General features: G+C 69.1%; 17 protein-coding genes, 3 tRNA genes and 1 pseudogene. 11 read left to right on the top strand and 10 right to left on the bottom strand.

Translation table 11 applies throughout. The features are described 5' to 3' along the window. Nucleotide 1: 1 nt before the first annotated feature. Nucleotides 2-856 (bottom strand): ABC transporter permease, encoded by an 855-nt coding sequence (locus tag ACFXN1_RS37615; protein ID WP_379438684.1) that lies wholly within the window; start codon nt 854-856, stop codon nt 2-4. Between the two features lie 123 nt (nt 857-979). Beyond that, a complete protein-coding gene (locus tag ACFXN1_RS37610) occupies nt 980-1,576 on the bottom strand; it encodes a bacterial proteasome activator family protein (protein WP_379393170.1) in 597 nt (198 codons plus the stop codon). Between the two features lie 346 nt (nt 1,577-1,922). Between ACFXN1_RS37610 and ACFXN1_RS37605 the strand changes: the two genes are divergently transcribed. Then, nucleotides 1,923-3,128 (top strand): cysteine desulfurase-like protein, encoded by a 1,206-nt coding sequence (locus tag ACFXN1_RS37605; protein ID WP_379393172.1) that lies wholly within the window; start codon nt 1,923-1,925, stop codon nt 3,126-3,128. On the opposite strand, the gene ACFXN1_RS37600 is transcribed toward ACFXN1_RS37605, so the two are convergent. After that, the gene (locus tag ACFXN1_RS37600; RefSeq protein ID WP_379437228.1) at nt 3,125-4,117 is read right to left on the bottom strand and encodes an NAD(P)H-quinone oxidoreductase; all 993 of its coding nucleotides are present in this window, start codon (nt 4,115-4,117) and stop codon (nt 3,125-3,127) included. The two genes, ACFXN1_RS37605 and ACFXN1_RS37600, sit on opposite strands and share 4 nt — an antisense overlap. Before the next feature lie 348 nt (nt 4,118-4,465). On the opposite strand from ACFXN1_RS37600, the gene ACFXN1_RS37595 reads away from it, so the two are divergent. From ACFXN1_RS37595 to ACFXN1_RS37575, 5 genes and pseudogenes are all read left to right on the top strand, one after another. Then, a complete protein-coding gene (locus ACFXN1_RS37595) occupies nt 4,466-5,644 on the top strand; it encodes a lactate 2-monooxygenase (RefSeq protein ID WP_379437227.1) in 1,179 nt (392 codons plus the stop codon). A 172-nt stretch (nt 5,645-5,816) separates the two neighbouring features. Beyond that, nucleotides 5,817-6,251 carry a MarR family winged helix-turn-helix transcriptional regulator gene (locus ACFXN1_RS37590; RefSeq protein ID WP_379387693.1) on the top strand — a complete coding sequence of 145 codons (435 nt, stop codon included), beginning with the start codon at nt 5,817-5,819 and terminating at the stop codon, nt 6,249-6,251. A gap of 64 nt (nt 6,252-6,315) precedes the next feature. Beyond that, a tRNA-Ser gene (locus tag ACFXN1_RS37585) sits at nt 6,316-6,400 on the top strand. 77 nt (nt 6,401-6,477) lie between these two features. Continuing rightward, nucleotides 6,478-6,582, top strand: a pseudogene (locus ACFXN1_RS37580) (HoxN/HupN/NixA family nickel/cobalt transporter); the annotation flags it as partial. A 120-nt stretch (nt 6,583-6,702) separates the two neighbouring features. Continuing rightward, a complete protein-coding gene (locus ACFXN1_RS37575; protein ID WP_379437226.1) occupies nt 6,703-7,752 on the top strand; it encodes an alpha/beta hydrolase in 1,050 nt (349 codons plus the stop codon). 8 nt (nt 7,753-7,760) lie between these two features. Here the strand turns inward: ACFXN1_RS37575 and hisC are convergent, their stop codons facing one another. After that, nucleotides 7,761-8,840 carry a histidinol-phosphate transaminase gene (gene hisC, locus ACFXN1_RS37570; RefSeq protein ID WP_379437224.1) on the bottom strand — a complete coding sequence of 360 codons (1,080 nt, stop codon included), beginning with the start codon at nt 8,838-8,840 and terminating at the stop codon, nt 7,761-7,763. Between the two features lie 166 nt (nt 8,841-9,006). Here hisC and ACFXN1_RS37565 point away from each other — a divergent pair, with 166 nt between their 5' ends. The 3 genes from ACFXN1_RS37565 to ACFXN1_RS37555 all read left to right on the top strand — a co-directional run bounded on the left by ACFXN1_RS37565 (nt 9,007) and on the right by ACFXN1_RS37555 (nt 9,983). Further along, the gene (locus ACFXN1_RS37565; protein ID WP_379393182.1) at nt 9,007-9,696 is read left to right on the top strand and encodes a dienelactone hydrolase family protein; all 690 of its coding nucleotides are present in this window, start codon (nt 9,007-9,009) and stop codon (nt 9,694-9,696) included. A gap of 88 nt (nt 9,697-9,784) precedes the next feature. Then, nucleotides 9,785-9,874, top strand: a tRNA-Ser gene (locus tag ACFXN1_RS37560). Nucleotides 9,875-9,910: 36 nt separating this feature from the next. Next, nucleotides 9,911-9,983: transfer RNA gene (locus tag ACFXN1_RS37555), tRNA-Arg, on the top strand. 66 nt (nt 9,984-10,049) lie between these two features. Here ACFXN1_RS37555 and ACFXN1_RS37550 read toward each other — a convergent pair. The 5 genes from ACFXN1_RS37550 to ACFXN1_RS37530 form a co-directional block, all read right to left on the bottom strand. Further along, nucleotides 10,050-10,181 (bottom strand): hypothetical protein, encoded by a 132-nt coding sequence (locus ACFXN1_RS37550; protein ID WP_379437223.1) that lies wholly within the window; start codon nt 10,179-10,181, stop codon nt 10,050-10,052. Between the two features lie 455 nt (nt 10,182-10,636). Then, nucleotides 10,637-11,350 (bottom strand): maleylpyruvate isomerase family mycothiol-dependent enzyme, encoded by a 714-nt coding sequence (locus ACFXN1_RS37545; RefSeq protein ID WP_379437221.1) that lies wholly within the window; start codon nt 11,348-11,350, stop codon nt 10,637-10,639. Nucleotides 11,351-11,377: 27 nt separating this feature from the next. Further along, on the bottom strand, nt 11,378-12,139 hold the full coding sequence (locus tag ACFXN1_RS37540; protein ID WP_379437219.1) for a DUF998 domain-containing protein: 762 nt from the start codon (nt 12,137-12,139) through the stop codon (nt 11,378-11,380). A gap of 122 nt (nt 12,140-12,261) precedes the next feature. Next, nucleotides 12,262-12,684: a very short patch repair endonuclease gene (locus ACFXN1_RS37535; RefSeq protein WP_379437218.1), complete on the bottom strand. Its 423-nt coding sequence runs from the start codon at nt 12,682-12,684 to the stop codon at nt 12,262-12,264. Nucleotides 12,685-12,734: 50 nt separating this feature from the next. Further along, nucleotides 12,735-13,877: a DNA cytosine methyltransferase gene (locus tag ACFXN1_RS37530; protein WP_379393608.1), complete on the bottom strand. Its 1,143-nt coding sequence runs from the start codon at nt 13,875-13,877 to the stop codon at nt 12,735-12,737. Between the two features lie 275 nt (nt 13,878-14,152). Here ACFXN1_RS37530 and ACFXN1_RS37525 point away from each other — a divergent pair, with 275 nt between their 5' ends. Then, complete coding sequence (locus ACFXN1_RS37525; RefSeq protein WP_354838690.1) at nt 14,153-14,755, top strand: putative glycolipid-binding domain-containing protein; 603 nt, start codon at nt 14,153-14,155, stop codon at nt 14,753-14,755. Between the two features lie 16 nt (nt 14,756-14,771). Here ACFXN1_RS37525 and ACFXN1_RS37520 read toward each other — a convergent pair whose 3' ends face one another. Next, nucleotides 14,772-15,722 (bottom strand): prephenate dehydrogenase, encoded by a 951-nt coding sequence (locus ACFXN1_RS37520; RefSeq protein ID WP_379437216.1) that lies wholly within the window; start codon nt 15,720-15,722, stop codon nt 14,772-14,774. A 58-nt stretch (nt 15,723-15,780) separates the two neighbouring features. On the opposite strand from ACFXN1_RS37520, the gene ACFXN1_RS37515 reads away from it, so the two are divergent. Further along, nucleotides 15,781-16,320: a tRNA adenosine deaminase-associated protein gene (locus ACFXN1_RS37515; protein WP_379437215.1), complete on the top strand. Its 540-nt coding sequence runs from the start codon at nt 15,781-15,783 to the stop codon at nt 16,318-16,320. Nucleotides 16,321-16,337 lie beyond the last annotated feature (17 nt).

The raw sequence follows: 16,337 nt of genomic DNA, 5'->3' as shown, positions 1-16,337 counted from the left end.
TTCACACCCAGTAGGGGACTCGGGAACGGAACTTCTTCATAGCCAGTATCGCGACTATCCAGCCGACGATGGTGATCGACAGCACCACCACCCAGCTGCGTAGGTGGATCGGGTCGCCCAGCAGGGGCGCGCGCACGATCTCCAGATAGTGGAAGGTGGGGACGAGCTCGGCCAGCTTGGCGCGATCGCTCGCGGCGCCCGACAGCGCCGAGGTCTTCCACATGACCGGGGTGAGGACGAACAGCATGAGCGTGGTGCTGCCCAGGATCGGCGCCAGATCGCGGTAGCGGGTGCTGAAGATGCCGAACACGATCGTCACCCAGATGGCGTTGAGGAACAGCAGCAGCAGACCCGGAATCGCGAGCAGGGCCGACCAGTGCAGGTGCCGCCAGATGCTGAAGGCGGCCACCATCACCACGTAGATGATCAGGTTGTGGGCGAAGAACAGGAACTGCCGCCACACCAGGCGGTACACGTGCACGCTCAGTGCCGACGGCAGCTGCTTGATCAGGCCCTCATTGGCGATGAAGACATCCGAGCCCTCGAGAATGCTGGCATTGATCACATTCCAGACGATCAAGCCGACGGTCACATAGGGCAGATAGGAACTCAGCGACTGCCCGAAGAGGGTGGCGTAGAGGACACCCATCGCGGCCGCCTGCAAACCGGTGGCGATGGTGATCCAGAACGGACCCAGCACCGAGCGCCGGTACCGCTGCTTGATGTCCTGCCAGCCCAGCGCCAGCCACAGTTCACGCTGGGAGAATCCGTCGCGGAAATCCTTGAATGCGCGACCGAAGGACTGGGAGTCCGACACGAGCGGCACCGGTTCATTGTCCGGGCGCACGTCGGTCATCGCCGAGTCGGGGGGAGCAGCAGCAGGCACAGCACCCGACCTTATCTAATTGCTATCGCATTGCGCGCAGAACCTGCCGCCGACGCGGACATCTCGGCGGCAGGAGTGCCCACGGCCACGCCGTCAGAGGTACTGGCCGCCGCCCGGATGCTGCTGCCCGCGGGCGTCGCCGTGGCTCATGCCCGGGGGCAGCGCCTGGCGCATCTGCTCGAGCTGGGCGCGCGCGGCCATCTGCTGAGCGAACAGCGCGGTCTGGATGCCGTGGAACAGGCCCTCCAGCCAGCCCACCAGCTGGGCCTGGGCAATACGCAGTTCCGCGTCGGAGGGGACGGTGTCGTCGGTGAAGGGCAGCGCCAGCCGCTCCAGCTCCTCGCGGAGTTCGGGGGCCAGGCCGGTTTCCAGCTCGCGGATGGAGGTGCGGTGGATCTCGCGCAGCCGGGTGCGGGAGGCGTCGTCCAGCGGTGCGTGCCGGACCTCCTCGAGCAGCTGCTTGATCATGGTGCCGATGCGCATGACCTTCGCGGGCTGCTCCACCATGTCGGCGAGCGACTCCTCTTTGTCGTGCGCGTCGCCCGACCCGTCCGAAAGATCCTCACCGACAACCTGTCCGGTGATCTCCAGCGGCTCCCCGCCGATCTGCGCCGCCGCTGGGATGAACAGCGGCTTTCCCTCGGGACCGATCACGACGATGGATTCCGGAACCCCATCCGATTGCGTCATGCCCCCATCCTGCCCAACTTCCCCCGAACCCGCTAAGCGCCACCCCAAGTTCGTAACACGCCGAATAAACGACACGAAGGGACAAGTCGAGATGGTTCGCGGCCGTCTCGATTCTGGACTGCGGCTGGAATAGACCTCCGCCTTGGAGCGGGGGAGCGAAGCGGAGGAGCGGAGGAGGGAAGAATCGAGACCTCGGGGCCGCGAACCCGCCCCGTAGCGAAGCGGAGGGGCAAAACAAGCACAGCCCGTCCAGTTTGTACGGTAGGCGCTGGTCGTCCTGGTCCTTGTAGGTTGCTTCCCTCCCTACCGTTACCTTGTTGTGCCCTCTCCCTTTAGAGTGGCCACCATGACTTACGACGTCGCAAGGGTGCGGGGCCTCATACCGTCCCTGGGCGACGGCTGGATCCACCTCGACCCGCAAGCGGGCATGCTGGTCCCGGATTCGGTATCCCGGGCCGTCTCAACAGGTTTCCGGACCTCCGCCTTCTCGCACAGCAATCGGCACGGCGCCGCCAAGCGCAGCGCCGCGATCCTGGAGGCCGCGCGCGAGGCCGTCGCCGATCTCGTCGGCGGCGATCCGGCGGGCGTGGTGCTCGGACCCGATCGCGCGGTGCTGCTGGCCTGGCTGGCCGAATCGCTGAGCTCCCGGCTGGGTCTGGGCACCGGGATCGTGCTGTCGCGTCTGGATGACGAGGCGAATGTGGCGCCGTGGCTGCGGATAGCGAATCGCTATGGCGCGCATGTGCGCTGGGCGGAAGTGGAGATCGAGACCTGCGAGATGCCGGCCTGGCAGTTCGAGGAGCTCATCGGACCCACCGCCCGGCTGGTGGCGCTGACCGCCGCCTCACCCATCGTCGGCTCCGCGCCCTCGGTGCGGGTGGCCGCGGACCGCGTGCACGAGGTCGGCGGGCTGCTGGTCGCCGACTGCTTCGGCGCCGCGCCCTACGCGCTCCTCGACATCGACGAACTCAATGCCGACGTGATCGCGCTGAGCGCCCCGGCCTGGGGCGGTCCGCAGATCGGCGCGCTGGTCTTCCGCGATCCTGCGTTCCTGGACCGGATCCCGTCCATGTCGCTGAACCCCTATGCCAAGGGCGCGGAACGGCTCGAGGTGGGCGGCCACCAGTACGCCCTGCTGGCCGGCCTCACCACCTCCATCGACTACCTGGCCTCGCTCGACGAGCGCGCCGAGGGCACCCGGCGCGAGCGCCTGGAAATGTCGATCACGTCCCTGCAGGACTATCACGACCATCTCTTCGAGCACCTGATGTCCGTGCTCGACACCATCCCCAACCTGACCGTCATCGGCCGGGCCTCCACCCGCATCCCGACGGTGAGCTTCACCATCTCGGGCATGCAGGCGGAGAAGGTCTCGGCCAAGCTGGCCGATGCCCGCATCGGCACGCTGAGCGGCTCCCACGGCGGCAGCCGCCTGCTCGACGCGCTGGGCGTCAATGACGAAGGCGGCGCCGTGACCATCGGACTCGCGCCCTACACAACGAAATTCGAGATCGACCAGCTGGGCCGCGCGCTGGTGGCGCTGGACACCTAGAGCTCGCGAATCTGCAGGATCACCTTGCCGACCGTCTCGGCGGAGTCCAGCAGGCGGTGGGCCTCGGCGGCGTCGGTGACCGGCACCTCCGCCGACACCACCGGCACGACGGTCCCGTCGGAGATGAGCGGCCACAGGTGGCGGCGCAGCTCGGTGATGATCTCCGACTTCGATCCGCGCCCGGTCTCGGGGCGCCGCCGCAGATTGGTGGCGTGAATCGATCCCCGCTTGCCCAGCAGCGTGCCCAGATTCAATTCCGCGGTGACCCCGCCCTGCATGCCGATCACCACCAGGTGCCCGTCCTCGGCGAGCGCCTCGACATTCCGCTCCAGATACGCCGCGCCCATATTGTCGAGAATGATGTCCGCGCCCGGATATTCACTGTGCAGCGTGGTCACGAAATCGTGCTCGCGGTAATTGATCAGCAGCGTCGCGCCCAATTCCGCGCACCGGTCCAGCTTGTACTGCGAACCCGCCGTGACCGCGACCCGCGCGCCCAGCGCCCGCGCCACCTGGATGGCGTGGGTGCCGATTCCGCTGCCGCCCCCGTGAATCAGCAGCAACTGCCCGCTGTGCAGGCCCGCGGTCATCACCAGGTTGGACCACACCGTGGCCGCCGCCTCCGGCAGCGCCGCCGCCGCGGCCACATCCAGTCCCTCCGGCACGGGCAGCAGCTGGGTCGCGGGCGCGACCACCCGCTCGGCGTAGCCGCCGCCGGACAGCAGCGCGCACACCGGATCGCCGGCCCGCCAATCCCGCACGCCCGGACCGACTTCCGCGACCATCCCGGACACTTCGAGGCCCAGAATCTCGCTGGCTCCCGGCGGCGGCGGATAGAAACCTCGCCGCTGCAGCAGGTCGGCGCGATTCACCCCCGCGGCCACCACATCGATCGCAACCTCGCCCGGTCCGGGCGCGGGCAGGTCGTCCACCTGCGCCCATTTCATGACCTCGGGCCCACCGAAACCGTCGAGCGTCACCGCATACATGAAAACGAGCGTACGGCCGGAGCTCACCGATTACTGTCAGGCCGTCCTCGGCGTGGGCCCAGCATCTTCTCAGCATCGGCCGTCACCGTGGAGTGGAGGGATTCGAAAGGAGATTCCATGATCACCACCCTGGCCGTCCTCGGCGGCATGGTCATCCTGGCGGCTATGGCGATGTCCGGATTCATCGCGACCGATGCGCCGCGTGCTCTGGTCCGTATCCGCAAGCGCTGAACCGGGGCGCTGCGTAAACCCTGATAGCGCGGCACGTCCGGGCCGGAAAGGTTACGCCCGGGGAAAGTAACTTCGACCCCCTCCACGCCGGGGTGGAAGGTACTAGCGTTCCGGGGCATGAGCAGTTTCGTCGATTTCCAGAACGAGATCTATCTCTCCGGCCTCGCGGGCATCGTCCCGGCGCTACCCATGACGGCGGCGGGCCTGGAGGAGAAGGCTCGGGAGGTGCTGGATCCGGCGGCCTTCGCTTATGTGGCGGGCAGTGCGTCCACCGAACGCACCGCGCACGCCAATCTCTCCGCCTTCGAGCGATACCGGCTGCTGCCGCGCGTACTGCGCGGCGCCACCGGGCCCGGGGCGCGCGACCTGTCGGTGGATGTGCTCGGAACCCATTTGGCCGCACCGATTCTCACCGCGCCGATCGGCGTGCTGGGGTTGCTGCACGAGCGCGGCGAGACCCTGGTCGCCGAGGTCACCCGGGAACTGGGCATCGGCATGTGCCTGTCCACCGCGGCCTCCTCCACCATCGAGGAGGTCGGGGCGCGGGCGGGCAACTGGTGGTATCAGCTGTACTGGCCCAACGACATGGAGCTGGCCCGGTCCTTCGTCGAGCGCGCCGAGGAGTCCGGCGCCAAGGCCATCGTCGTCACCGCCGACACTCCCAGCCTGGGCTGGCGGCCGCGCGACCTGCAGCTCGGGCACCTGCCGTTCCTGCAGGGCAAGGGCATTGCCAACTATCTGTCCGATCCGGTCTTCCGCGCCAAGCTCAGCGCCCCGCCGGAGGAGAGCGAGGAGGCGATGCGGGCCGCCGTACTCACCTGGATCGGACTGTTCGGCAACCACGGTCTGCGCCCGGCCGACATCGCGCGGCTGCGGGACTGGACCGAACTGCCCATCGCGGTGAAGGGCGTGCTGCACCCCGACGACGCCCGGCAGGTGGTCGACGCGGGCGCGGACGCGGTGGTGGTGAGCAATCACGGCGGCCGCCAGGTGGACGGGGCGGTCGGTGCGCTGGACGCGCTGCCGACCATCGTGGCCACCGTCGGCGATCGCGCGGATGTGCTGTTCGACTCCGGCATTCGCACTGGCTCCGATGTCATGATCGCGCTCTCGCTGGGCGCCAAGGCCGTCCTCTACGGCCGCCCCTGGGCGTACGGCCTCGGCCTGGCCGGCGCCGACGGCGTGCGCCACGCGCTGCGCTGCCTGCTCGCGGATTTCGATGCGGCCATGGGACTTTCGGGCTGCACCAGCCTGCACGACCTGAGCCGGACCATGATCTCCACCTATCGCGTTTAGGCCTTCCGAGCGGAAGGCATCCTGCTGTGGGAACGCGTTCGTCCGGGCCGCGAGCTGAGGAGGAGCGATCAAACGCCGTCACAACAACGAGCCGGTGGCCGAGTCCGGAGGCCGGGCCGCGGCCGAACCGCGGTGGCTCACCCCGGACCAGCAGCGCGCCTGGCGGGCCTACATGGACGGCAGCCAGCGGCTCATGGCCGACCTCAACCGGCAGCTGCAACGCGACTGCGACCTGTCCTTCGCCGACTACCGCATCCTGGTGAAGCTGTCCGAGGCGCCCGGCCGCTCGCTGCGCATGAGTGACCTCGCCGACGGCGTGCTCTCCTCCCGCAGCCGGCTCACCCACCAGATCCGCCGCATGGAGGCGCAGCAAATGGTCCGCCGCATCGCCTGCGAGGACGACGGCCGCGGCGTGCTGGCCCAGCTCACCGAGGAGGGCCTGCGGCGCCTGCGGGCCGCCGCTCCCGGCCATGTCGCCGCGGTGCGCCGCTTCTTCGTGGACCTGCTCACCCCGCAGCAGCTGGCCGCCGTGGCCGCCGCCCTGGACCTGGTCAACCTGGCCGCCGACCACCGCGCCGGCGCCCGCGCGACAGCCGATCTCGACTGACCGGTCCACCCGAATCGGAAGTGGGAGGCAGACCGCACACGCCATCAGTTAGGATCGATCGCCTGGAAGCGTGGCAGAGCGGCCGAATGCACTCGCCTTGAAAGCGAGCGTCGTGAAAGCGACCGGGGGTTCAAATCCCTCCGCTTCCGCTGAGAACCCGCAGGTGGATAAGGTCTTTCGAGCCTGATAACGCCTGCGTGGTCAACGTCGTCGACGGATGAGGGTGGGTGTCGGCCCGGGTATCACGGCCTACACCCCCGGCATGCAGGACGCCTTCGACGCCGATCACATCGCCGCCATCGACAACACCACGCGAAAGCTGGTGGCGGACTGCCGAATCTGGTTTCCCTCGTGGGGAACGCGAGCTCGCCGCGGAGTGCCGGTTCCCGGCGAATGTGGACCGACGTTGTCTGCTGAACGCTGACCGACGGTTTCTGGTAAATGTGGCGGGGTGGCCAGCCGTCGCATCGCGAGTCGCTTGTTCGGTGCCTTCGCGAGCGCTGCCCTACTGGCCGGCGCGGCGACCGTCGACGCCCCACTCGCCGTGACCGATCCACCCGTGGAGACCGGCTCCAATGAGGAGTCCGCGCCGGGCCTCGATCCGGTCCACCCCGCGCAGGCTCGCATCGAACGGGTCGAGACCGTGGCCGGGAACCTGCTCGCCGTCTTCGTCGCCTCCCCGGCCATGGGCCGCACCGTCGAGGTGCAGGTGCTGCTCCCCGCGCACCGTGACAGCCCCCGTCCGACCGTCTACATGCTCGACGGACGCAGCGCCGCACCCGATGTCAACAACTGGACCGCCCGCGGCGGCGCGCTGCCCTTCTTCGCCGACAAGAACGTGAATGTGGTCTTCACCCTCGGCGGCCCCGCCAGCTACTACACCGACTGGCAGCGCAGCGATCCCAAGCTCGGCACCAATCGCTGGGAGACCTTCCTGACCCGCGAGCTGCCGCCGCTCATCGACACCCGCTTCGGCGGGGACGGCATGAACGGCCTGGAGGGCGTCTCCATGGGCGCGGAGGCGGCCATGATGCTGGCCACCCGCAACCCGGGCCTGTATCGCGCGGTGGCGGCGCACAGCGGTTGCTACGCAATGAGTTCCGACTTCGGGCAGGCGCAGGCCCGGGCCGTGGTCGGGACGTTCGGCGGGGATCCGGACAATATGTTCGGCCCGTCCGGCGATCCCCAGTGGGCCGACCACGACGTGCTGGCCCGAGCGGAAGCCTTGCGCGGCAAGGCGATCTACCTGTCGTCCGGTAGCGGGCTGCCCGGGGAGCACGACACCCCGGGCAATCCGGACCTGCGCAATGCCGTGCTGTTCGGCGGGCCCATCGAGGCGGGCGCCGACATGTGCACCCGCCAATTGGCCGACCGGCTGGCGCAATTGGAGATCCCGGCCACGGTCGACCGCCGGCCCACCGGAACGCACTCCTGGCCCTACTGGGCCGACGAACTGCCCCGCTCCTGGCCGACCATGGCCGCGGGACTGGGCATCGGGTAGCGGGCCGTTCAGCCGACGAAACGGGCGACGATCTCCGGATCTGTGGCGAAGCGCAGGAAGGCGTCGTTCTCGTGCGGGTCGCCCGCGGTGATGCGGACGCCGTCGGCGCCGTAGGGCCGGATGATGACCCCCGCCTCGGTGCTCGCCGCGCCGTACTCGGCACTGCGGTCGCCCAGCGGCAGCCAGACGAAGTTGGAGTGGCTCACCGGCACCCGGTAGCCCGCCGTAAGCAGCGCCTCCCGCATGCGATCGCGTTCGGCCACAACGGCATCGGTGCGCTCCAGCAGTTCGTGCCGCGCCTCCAGCGAGGCGATGGCCGCCGCCTGCGCCACCCGGCTCACGCTGAACGGGATGTGCACCTTCATGAGCGCGGTGATCACCTCGGGCGCGCCGACCGCGTACCCGACCCGCAGGCCCGCCAGGCCGTACGCCTTCGAAAACGTGCGCAGCACCAGCACATTCGGCCGGGTCCGGCCCAGCTCGACGCCATCGGGGAAGTCCTCGGCGGGCATCCGCAGGTACTCGAAGTACGCCTCGTCCAGCACCACCAGCACGTCGGCGGGCACCCGGTCGAGGAACTCGACGATCTCCGCCTTGCCGCGGGCGGTGCCGGTCGGGTTGTTCGGGTTGCAGACGAAGACCACCCGGGTGTTCGGGGTGATGGCCGCCGCCAAAGCGTCCAGATCATGGGTGAATTCGCCGTCCAGCGGCACCTGCACCGCCTTGGCGCCCGCCACCTGGGCGACGATCGGGTACGCCTCGAACGAGCGCCACGCGAACAGCACCTCGTCCTCGGGATGGCGGCAGGTGATCTGCACCAGCTCCTGGCACAGCGCCACGCTGCCGCAGCCGGCCGCCACGTTCTCGAGCTCCACACCCAGGAAATCCGCGAGGGCGCCACGCAATTCGATGGCGTGGTTGTCCGGGTACCGGTTCGACAGCTCGACCGCCTCGGCAATGGCCTTGGTCACCGACGGCAGCGGCGGGAAGGTGGTCTCGTTGCTGGCCAGCTTCACCGCGCCGGGGTGCGTCTTGCCGGCGACGTACGCCGGGATGGCATCAAGGTCCGGGCGAATGTGCGCGCTCACCCCTCCACCCTATGTCCCGGTCGCTCGCGGCCGCTCCGGGGTGCCGACTGGTCTGCCCGATCGGGAGTCGCGTGGGACCGAATGGGACTCGGCCGGAATATCTCCGGGATATCGGACCCTGGGAAAGATTTATCTCGTTTTTACCTAGCGCAACTACAGTGGCCCTATGTCGGGCATCTATCGAGATCTCGCCCCTGTGCACGACACGACCACGGTTCCGCTCACTGTGCTAGAACCCGAGGGGCATGCGCGCGGCGGCATCGTGGTGTTGCACGAATCACGTGAATTCACCGAGCCATTGCTGGAACTCATGCGTGCGCTCGCCGCCGACGGGTGGACCGTCCTGGCCCCCGACCTCTTCCACCGCCCCGCCAACGGCAGCACCCACCCGATCTTCGGCGAGGACCTGTTCGCCGCCTTCGACGCCTGCTTCGAGTGGCTCACCGGACACGGCGTCTTCCAGGACTGCATCGGCGTGCTCGGCTTCGACTCGGCCGGCACCGCCGCCGCCCTGGTCGCCACCAATCGCCGCATCGGCGCGGCCGTGAGCGTCGCGGCGCCCGGCATCGAAACCCCGCTCACCCCGCAGGCCGTCGCGCTGCTCACCGCCGCCCCCGCCTTCCAGGCCCCCTGGCTCGGCCTCTTCGGCGAGGATGACCCGCTGACCCCGCCCGACCAGGTCGACCGCCTGCGCGAGGCTGCCGCCCACGCCGACGTCGCCACCCTCGTGGTCACCTACCCCGGTCTCCACCACCGCCCCGACCACCCCGGCTTCGACCCCGCCGCCCTCGACGACGTCTCGGTCCTCGACGCGCAAACCAGAATCTACGAATGGTTCGACTCGCACCTACGCTGACCAGCCGATTTGGCCTATTGGTCACCCGCTGTGTAATCTTCTGTCCCGGCGGTTCGAAAGGAACCGGCGCCCTCGAAGAGGGGCACCAGGAGGCGTGCCAGAGCGGCCGAATGGGACTCACTGCTAATGAGTTGTCCCTTCACGGGGACCGGAGGTTCAAATCCTCTCGCCTCCGCCACCGCCCGGTACGCCGGGTGCACATTTGAATAGCCATGCGCCCGTAGCTCAACGGATAGAGCATCTGACTACGGATCAGAAGGTTGGGAGTTCGAGTCTCTCCGGGCGCGCTTCAGGTCAGCGGCCTCACACCAGAAGGTGTGAGGCCGTTGGCTTTTGTTGCGTGACGCCGGCGGTTAGAGGCCGAGGGTCTTCAGGATGCCGCCGATGACCGGAATCGAGTCGGCGCTACCGGTACCCGCCGCAGGGGCGGTGGTCACCTGGATGTCCAGCGGACCCAGTATCGGTCCCTGTGCGGAAACAAGCATGGCGACTGCCGTGATGTGGTGTGTTCCTGTGCTCGTAGGGGTCCACTGGACCATGGCCGCGCCATTCTTGGGCAGTGCTACAACGCCCCACCGACAGTGTGAAACAAGATCACAACCTTTGTCGCACGCGCGCGGCCGACCGGAGGCATCCATTGCTCATGAGGCCGGCGTCTGCACTGCGTGGTCGGCCCCAGTTGGAGGCACAGCGAGTGCTGCCCGCCTGGCGTGACCAGCTGACCCAGAAGCTCCCCGCCGGGACGCGGTCCGATCCGGCCGCCGCACCGCCGACGAGATTCTGGCCCGATGACCGGCATCAACATGACCGATATCGGCATGAGCGATGCCGGCGCGGCGAGCGTCGAGATCTCTTCTGTCGGAACCGGTTTCGCAGACCTCCGGCACGACCGGGGCGACCGAAGGGCGCCGACCCCCCCACGGAAACCCGACTCGCCCGGTTACTTCCAGGCGGCGAGGTCGGGGAGGTCGCCGGTGAGGTCGGTGCCGGGGGAGCGGCCGATCAGCCAGGCGGCGAGGGCGGCGGTGGGCCCGGTGATGGTCGCGGTCGGGACGCCGACGGTGCCGGTGTAGTCGGAATCGGTGGCGGTGACCGTGAAGCCGGTGTCTTCGGCGGGCTCGACCTCGGTGATGGACTGGGCCAGGAGGCGGGCGGCGAAGTCGGCCGGCCAGTCGGCGGGGGTATAGCCGATATCGAGGTCCACGTGGTGGATCTCGACTTCCAGCAGGCGCATCCACGGGATGCGGGTGGCGGGGATCTCGCCGCCTTGGCGGTTGCGGACGAGGGTGGGCCAGCGGTCGGCGGGCATGACCCGGGCCAGGTCCAGCCACCGTTCGGCGGAGGCGGTGAAGTCCTCGAGCTGGTCGCGCAGCGGGCGGGGGGCGCCCGCCTCGATGTCGGCCTCGCGGAGGAATTGGCTTGCGTACTGCGGGGTTTCGATGCCGGTGCGGGCCCACAGCAGCAGATTGACCAGGCTGTCGGCATTGCGGGAGAGGTGGGCGAGCACGTGGCCGCGGGTCCAGCCGGGCAGCAGTGAGGGTTCCACCAGGTCGGCGTCGCCGAGGGCGGCGATCGCGGGGAGCAGGCGCTCGGTCGCGGCGGCGACGGTGTCGAGCAGGGCTGCGGTGTCGGCGAGTTGCGCATCGCTGGTCACGAGTCCGACCCTACCCAGTCGGAGCGGTCAGTGACCGGATGAGCCCGTGGTGTGCCGCCGCCGGGTCGGGATTCCGGAATCCCGTTCGGCCACAACGATTTGCACCGCCAGCGCCACCAGCCACAGCGACATGGCCCCGACCTGGATGCGCTGTGCGATGCCCAGGCCGTAGTTGCCGGGCAGATTGTCGGCGATCAGCATCCACGCCGTCACCGCCGAACCGACGATCAGAATCCACAGTCCGGTGTGCCGCAGAATCGGCCAGCGCCGGTATTTGAAGGCGGCCACGGTGAACGCGATCATCGCGATGTAGATGGAGAACACCGCCAGCGTGCTGGTCAGCGCATGGATCTGATGCAACTGCGGGAACAGGCCGGTGTCCACATACCGTTTGGGCCCGTTCGGATCGTCCGGCACGATGGGCCATTGCGCGTCCGCGATGGTGGACGCGCCGAAGCAGGCCAGCGCCGCCCAGCCGATGGTGGAGTACCGCCGCCGCGAGAACAGCAGCAGGCCGCCCAGTCCCGCCACCACCAGCAGCGCGCCGGACCCGGTGTCGCCGGTGGTGAACACCCAGCTGAACGGTGCGCCCTTCTCGGCCAGCTGGCTCAGGAAGGTGTTGGTGGGATTGCTCTGGATCGGGAGGATGAATTCCAGGACCCAGGAGGAATAGCCGAGTCCGGCGACCGCGATCAAGATCGCGATGAACCACCGCAGCACCCGTCGCCATCGCGGCTGGAGGGTGTCCTCCACGGGGGCCGCCTCGGCTAGTTTCTGCTCGGTTGGCATCACCGCGCTCGCTTTCGCTGGCCTCGCTTACTCGTACTGCCCTGCCCGCAGCTTCCGATCTGCCCGAACTGGTCGGCTGGTCCGGTCGTAGGACCATTGTCTCCCATGCGCCGGCGCGGATGTCAGACGCCGCGCGCCAAAGCCCGCATCACCAGGTCGGCCGCCGAATCCGCGGCCTCGTGTTCCCAGACCCGCACCACGGTCCAGCCCGCCGCGGCCAGCCGGGCATCGGTGTCGCGATCGCGCGCCACATTGCCCGCCAGTTTGTCGGCCCACCACTGGGCATTGTTCTTCGGGCGTGTCGCGTGCTGCGGGCAGCTGTGCCAGAAGCATCCGTCCACATAGACCGCCACCTTCCGCCGCGGGAACACGAGATCGGCCCGCCGCCGCAGCCCCGGCAGCGGAGCCCGGTCCACGAAGAAGCGTTTTCCGCGCCGATGCAATTCCCGCCGCAGGGCCAGCTCCGGCTTCGTCCCCACGCGCGGCTGCCTGGCCATGCGCGCGCTGGTGGCCGCATCGGTGCCCGGTCGTCGCGCATCCGCCATCGGGCCATCCTCGCCGCGCCCGGCACCGCCGGCAAGGTGCCCCGGAGCTGTCATGCGGCCTCGCGCGGTGCGCCCCCCATGCGCTCGAGATGGTTCTCCACATCGTCGAGGAAGCCCTCGGGGAAGCGCAGCGAACCCATTCGGGTGCGACGCAGGAAGCCCGCGGTCGCCCGTGCGGACAGCAGCCGGGAGTCGTCGAGGAACCAGCGCAGATCCTCGTACGGCGCGTGAACGGGCCAGGTGGACACCGGCACCCGATACACCTCGCCGCGATGCCCCCAGGCCGCCGTCGGCCAGCTGCGGCGGGTCAGCGGTGCGCCGTCCGGGATCGGGTCGTCGGACGGGTTGGTGACGCGCTCGGCGATCCAGGACGCCATGCGCACGCTCACCGCATTGCCGACCAGTTTCCAGCGATGTCCCGGCCGCACCCCGGGCACGGCGAGAGCGGCTGTGGTCCAATCCCGGTCGAAGCCCTGCAGCCGCTCGGCGTCGGTGATGCCGGGCGTGACCAGTTCACCCGAGGGCAGCCGGACCGCGGGCGGGCTCGCAATGCCCAGGGCCGAACCGCCTTTCAGAGTGGGCACGGCATTCACCGCCCAGCCCAGGCCGCGGGTGCCCTCGGTCCAGTAGAAGCCGCACGGATCGTGCGCCGGGTCGCCCACCTCGCGGGGCCCGGCGTCCGTGCCGAACAGGATCGGCCGCGGATCCTCGGTGCGGGAGGCCAGCATCAGCACCCGCTCCCGCCGCTGCGGCAGCCCGAAGGCGCGGGCGTCCACCACCCGGTAGGCCCAGGTGTAGCCGAGGTCGGTGAGCGCGGCGGTGATGTGCCGCATCGCCGCTCCGCCGCCGAGCTGCAGCATGAACGGCACATTCTCGATGAGCAGCCAGCGCGGGCCCTTCTTGCGCTTGACCAGCCGGAACACCTCGTCCACCAAACCCGAACGGGCCCCGGTGATTCCGGCCGTCCGCCCGGCCTGCGACAGATCCTGGCAGGGGAAGCCCGCCGCCACCAGCTCCGTCCCCGACGGCAGCGCGCGCAGCCTGGTCACATCGGAATGCAGTGGCACGTCCGGGAAATGCGCGGCCAGCACCGCCTGCGCTCCGGAGTCGATCTCGCACAGCAGTTCACTGCGCCATCCGTGCGCCGCGAGCCCGAGCTCCAGCCCGCCGATGCCGGCGAACAGGCCGACCATCCGCGCGCCCGTCACAACAGTCCCTTTCACCCCGGAGTCCCCCGTGCCCCAGAGCACGTTACTCGAGTCCCCGCACCCCCACCGTGACCAACACCCCTGCCCACCGCCGGGCCAGAGCCCCTTGCTATGACTCGGGCGGGTGGGCGGTAGTCGATGTCGTGCGCAACAGCGAGAACCGGTCGGCACCATTGCATGTTGATCACGATGTGCCGCCGGGGCGGTGATACCGGCCGGGGATCGCGGGTGCGCGGGCGCGGGGAACTACGGTTATAGGCGTGACGGATAACGGGAGTGAGGACGCCAACCCGGCTGCGCCGCGGTGGCCGGCCATTCTCACCTGGCGGGCGCACAACGCGTCGCGCATGGAGTCGGTGCGGGTGGTGCTGAGCGGCAACCGGATTCGCGCCGCGGGCCGAATCATCGCCGGCGACTGCGAGGACCACCCGGCCTTCAGCGCGTCCTACGACCTGGTCACCGACGAATCCGGGGTCACCAAGCGGCTGTCGCTGCGCAGCACCCTCGCTTCGGGCGAACGCCACGCCTCCATCGCCCGCGACGAGGAGAACTACTGGCTCATCGACGCCGGAAACACCCACGTGCGCTCCACCTTCGGCGGCGCGCTGGATGTGGACGTGGTGCTGAGCCCGTTCTTCAACACCCTGCCCATCCGCCGCTACGGGCTGGCCCATGCCAGTGAGGACGTGCAGGTTCCCGTCGTCTACGTGCGCCTGCCCGATCTCCTCGTGCAGGAAGCCGGCCTCGTCTACAGCAGCGGCCCCGACGGCATCCACGTGCTCTCGCCCGTCTCCAGCGCGACCGTCACCGTCGACGAGGACGGCTTCCTGCTCGACTACCCCGGCCTGGCCGAACGGATCTAGCCGGGGCCGGGCGCGCCTAGTCCAGGGTGGTCAGGACACCGCCGGAGCGGCCCGCGTCGATGAGCTTGGTGAGCCAGTTGTGGTCGCCGGGGCGGACATCGGTGATGACCCAGCGCTCGTTGCCCTCGTAGTCGTTGCGGGCGTCGTGCCCGGCTTCGGTGAGTTCGGCGATGGTGCCGTTCGCGCGCAGGCTGTCCCGGGCCTGGGTGAGGACCTCGAGGGTGTCGTCGAGCACGTCCAGCAGCGCGGCGGCGTTCGGTTCGCAGATGGCGCGGACCAGGTCGGGGGCGGTGGCGGCGACGCGGGTGCCGTCGCGGAAGGAACCGGCCGCGAGTCCGAGGGCCAGCGGGCCACCGTTGGAGCCCTCGATGGCGAGGGCCTCGGCGAGGACGTGGGGCAGGTGCGAGATGCGCGCGACCGCGCGATCGTGTTCCACCGCCAGCACCGGGACCACCACCGCGCCGCAGTCCAGCGCGAGCTGCGCGACACGCCGGAAGGGGTCGGCGTGTACGCCCGGATCGACGCTCACCGCCCACGCCGCGTTCTTGAACAGGTCGGGAGAGGATGCGGCCCAACCGGATTCACTGGTCCCGGCCATGGGGTGGCCGCCCACGTAGCGGGCGCCCAGTTCGTGACGCTGCACGGCCGCCGCGACCGGCGCCTTCACGCTCACCACATCGGTCAGCACGCAGTCGGGAGCAAAGGTCTTCACATCCGAGAGCACGGCGTCGATGGCGGGCATGGGCACGCCGATCACCACCAGCGCATCGCGATCGGCCGCCCGCGTGAGCACCGCCTCCACATCGCTGATCACGTCGTGTCCGTCCAAGCGGGCGGCCTTCGCGCCGACCTCGGACCGGTTGTAGCCGAACGCCTCGTACCCGGCGACGGCGGCGGCGCGCAGCACCGAACCGCCGATCAAACCGGTACCCAGGACGCAGACAGCTGGTTTCGGAGTGCCCGTCATGCGATCAGATTCGCATACGACTTCAACATTTCCCCCGAAGCGGACTACCGTTGCGGCCATGGCAGCACAGCGCTCGAGCACGAACAGGGCGACGTCGGATGAGTTCGACGACGTGGAAGGGTTCGCAGTGGCGGTTGTCCGCGAGGAAGCCAACTGGAAAGTGACGCCCCTGAGCGACGCCTCACTGTCCAGTCTGTCCGCGGCCGAGCACGAGTTGCGTGCATTGCGAAGTTCCGGCGCGGTGTTCGGCCTGCTCGATGTCGACGACGAATTCTTCATCATCCTGCGCCCGGGTCCGACCGGCAGCCGCATCCTGCTGTCCGACGCCACGGCCGCCATCGACTACGACATCGCGGCCGACGTGCTCGAGGAACTCAATATCGAGATTCCCGACATCGACCCGGACGAGATCGACGACGTCGAGCCCTGGGAGGAGGGCGACCTGGCCGTCCTCGCCGATCTCGGCCTGCCCGAGCCGGTGCTGGCGGTCATCCTCGCCGAGACCGACCTGTACCCGGACGAGCAGCTCGGCATGATCGCCCAGCGCCTCGGCTTCGCCAACGAATTCTCCGCGGTCCTGGACAAGCTCCCGCGTTGATCGGCTCGCTCGCCTCG

The sequence above is a fragment of the Nocardia sp. NPDC059154 genome, from assembly GCF_042755705.1.
In the GTDB taxonomy this organism is placed as follows: domain Bacteria; phylum Actinomycetota; class Actinomycetes; order Mycobacteriales; family Mycobacteriaceae; genus Nocardia.
This window is presented reverse-complemented; position numbering and strand designations above follow the sequence as displayed.

Bases quoted from the DNA above. Each gene is read 5' to 3' on its own strand.
- ACFXN1_RS37540 (WP_379437219.1), bottom strand. From the start codon at position 12,139: ATGCCAACCGAGCAGAAACTAGCCGAGGCGGCCCCCGTGGAGGACACC.
- ACFXN1_RS37550 (WP_379437223.1), bottom strand. From the start codon at position 10,181: ATGCTTGTTTCCGCACAGGGACCGATACTGGGTCCGCTGGACATCCAG.
- ACFXN1_RS37535 (WP_379437218.1), bottom strand. From the start codon at position 12,684: ATGGCGGATGCGCGACGACCGGGCACCGATGCGGCCACCAGCGCGCGC.
- ACFXN1_RS37600 (WP_379437228.1), bottom strand. From the start codon at position 4,117: ATGTATGCGGTGACGCTCGACGGTTTCGGTGGGCCCGAGGTCATGAAA.
- ACFXN1_RS37515 (WP_379437215.1), top strand. From the start codon at position 15,781: ATGGCAGCACAGCGCTCGAGCACGAACAGGGCGACGTCGGATGAGTTC.
- ACFXN1_RS37595 (WP_379437227.1), top strand. From the start codon at position 4,466: ATGAGCAGTTTCGTCGATTTCCAGAACGAGATCTATCTCTCCGGCCTC.
- ACFXN1_RS37605 (WP_379393172.1), top strand. From the start codon at position 1,923: ATGACTTACGACGTCGCAAGGGTGCGGGGCCTCATACCGTCCCTGGGC.
- ACFXN1_RS37530 (WP_379393608.1), bottom strand. From the start codon at position 13,877: ATGGTCGGCCTGTTCGCCGGCATCGGCGGGCTGGAGCTCGGGCTCGCG.
- ACFXN1_RS37590 (WP_379387693.1), top strand. From the start codon at position 5,817: ATGGACGGCAGCCAGCGGCTCATGGCCGACCTCAACCGGCAGCTGCAA.
- ACFXN1_RS37565 (WP_379393182.1), top strand. From the start codon at position 9,007: ATGTCGGGCATCTATCGAGATCTCGCCCCTGTGCACGACACGACCACG.
- ACFXN1_RS37610 (WP_379393170.1), bottom strand. From the start codon at position 1,576: ATGACGCAATCGGATGGGGTTCCGGAATCCATCGTCGTGATCGGTCCC.
- ACFXN1_RS37520 (WP_379437216.1), bottom strand. From the start codon at position 15,722: ATGACGGGCACTCCGAAACCAGCTGTCTGCGTCCTGGGTACCGGTTTG.
- ACFXN1_RS37615 (WP_379438684.1), bottom strand. From the start codon at position 856: ATGACCGACGTGCGCCCGGACAATGAACCGGTGCCGCTCGTGTCGGAC.